At 62.6% G+C, this 2,250-nt stretch carries 1 protein-coding gene; it reads right to left on the bottom strand.

Annotated elements, in window-relative coordinates:
* Nucleotides 1-253 precede the first annotated feature (253 nt).
* On the bottom strand, nt 254-2,110 hold the full coding sequence (locus CJ255_RS21730; protein ID WP_097646164.1) for a transposase: 1,857 nt from the start codon (nt 2,108-2,110) through the stop codon (nt 254-256).
* Nucleotides 2,111-2,250: the final 140 nt, after the last annotated feature.

Genomic DNA, 2,250 nt, shown 5'->3' with positions numbered 1-2,250 from the left:
GAGACTGTTGCATAATCCCCCCACTGCCCGTCTCGCGGCGGTTCGGCGGCGGCGTGCGCGGGCGGTGGCCGCGGCCAGGCCCAGGGGTCGCGGCGGATGCTGCGCGGGATGGGGTGGGTTGACATTGATTTTTCCTCATTGGGATGCGGAAGAGGCCGGATTTGGCGGGTTGACGGGCAGGCGCAGACGCCGCCAGGCGTCAGGGGACGCTGCGGCGGACGCGGGTGGTGGCGGATGCGGCCCCAGTGGGCGATCAGGCGGCACCCCGGCGGGTTTGGCGATGCATCCAACTGATCAGGTTGCGCACGGCGCAGGCTTGGTTTAGTTCACACTGCGCCGCCTTGAGGCCGAGGCAGCGCACCTGCCGACTGCCTTGGTAGCGCGTCAGCCAGGCGATGGTCTGTTCGACGCGCCAGCGCGTCTTGAGCAGCGCTTTGCCCTCGTCGCTTGTGTTGAAGTTCTGGGCGTGGCAGAGCGTGCCGTGGTAGTCGGAGATGAAGACGGTGCGGTGGCCCGTCGGCTTGGCGTCCTCTTTGCGGCACTGTGGCCACAACAGGCAGCCGTTGCAGTGCTGTTTGAAGGTAAAGCGAAAGTTCACCCCGTCGCCCTCACCCGAGCGGTAGGGTCGCGTACTCGTCTTCCCGTTGGGACAGGTGCACTCCGTTTTGTCGGCGTTGACGCGAAAATCGGCGACGGTGAAGCGGTTGGGGTCGCTACCGCCCCCCTGCGGAATCGGCGCGACGATCGTGGTCTCCCCCTCGCTCAGGGCCGCGACCTGAACGCGCGTCTTGCCCCAACCGGCGGCGGCGTCCATCAGGATCTGGGCGGGCAAGGGGCAATCGGCCTGCTGGAGTTGGCGCACGACGGCAGCGGGCGCGGTGCTATCGGGCGTCGCGCCGGTGAGGACGACGCAGGCGCGAATGCGCGTCGTGGTGGTGCTGATGATCGCATTGAAGCCCAAGACCGCCGGGCTGCCCTCGTGCTTGCGGAAGGTCGCCTCGGTGTCAACCGCGCTGCCGATGCGGTAGGCGCCCTTTTCTTTCCGCTGGTCGGTCTCCTCGTCGTCGGTTTTGTCCTTGTCCTCGTCGTTGGTTTTGTCCTTGTCCTTGCGCTTGCGCTTGCGCTTGCCCTTGCTTTCGTCTTTGTCCTTGTCCTTGTCTTTGTCCTTGTCCTTGTCTTTGTCCTTGTCCTCTTTTTTACCTTTCACTTTCGTTGCGCGTTCGGTCACGACGCCATGCTCATCGGTGATCAACTCATCGGCCTGCACCTTGGCCAACAGGGCGAGATAGTGTTCCGCCATGCCACGGATCGCACCATTGAGCGTAGGCAACTGCGGCGTGACCGTCGTGACCACCTGCTTCACGAGCGCGACGGCGGCTTGCAACCGTTCGTGGCGTTCCTCGGGGGTGCGCACCGGCTTCGGCTTGGTGAAAAGCGTCAGATCGAGCGTGGCGAGGGCGCTGGTCATCGCGTCGGAGGGATGCGAGCGCAGCAGGTTCACCAAACGCAACGTCAGATCGCGCAGCAGCGCCACGACACTCGTACTCGCGGCGGCGCGCGTCGCCATCGCAAAGGTATCGACGATCTGCGTTGTGGTGGGTTCTTCGGGGTCTACGCGGTCGAGAAAGGCGTCCACATCACGAAAAAGCGCATCGGGGGCATGGTCGCGCATCCAGGCGTGGAAGCGCGAAAGCGTCGTATGGTCGGGGATGCGCGTGGTGAAGAGCGAGAGGCCAACAAACCAGCGCACGATGATATTGTTGACGAGATGCCATTCGAGGTCACGGTCGGAACAGTTGCCAGCCCAGGCGCGCACCAGTTCGGCGCGCAGCAGCAACTCGACGGAATAGTCCGGCGGACGCCCTGGGCTGCCCTGCTGCGACGCGGAAAACCCTTGACACGCCTCAACCGCCTGGGTCGGCTCATAGCGCGTTCCCAACCAGACCAGAAAATGGTCAGCGCAGCGGGTCAGCACCTGACGCAACAGGAGCCGTTCGGCCCAAGCCAAGAGGTCGGCCAGAAAAGGAAGGAGCAAGCAGCGCAACCAGCGCGGAAGCGTGGGCAAATCGGGCGTGCCAGCCCGCAGGGTTGGTGGTATACTGGGGAGCATGATCTTGTTTTTTGCGGTTGTTTTTGTTGGTTAATACGTAAAGCATACCGCAAAAACAAGATCAGTCAAGAATGTTCTTTTTGCTTTCGGTTGCGATTATTTCTGATTAAAAATAGTTTGGATAATTTTGCAACAGTCTC

The sequence above is a fragment of the Candidatus Viridilinea mediisalina genome (assembly GCF_002532535.1).
Classification (GTDB): domain Bacteria; phylum Chloroflexota; class Chloroflexia; order Chloroflexales; family Chloroflexaceae; genus Viridilinea; species Viridilinea mediisalina.
Note: the sequence above shows the minus strand (reverse complement) of the source record. Positions and strands in the feature narration are given on the sequence as shown.

Coding starts and splice junctions, on each gene's coding strand:
- CJ255_RS21730 (WP_097646164.1), bottom strand. CDS start 2,110: ATGCTCCCCAGTATACCACCAACCCTGCGGGCTGGCACGCCCGATTTG.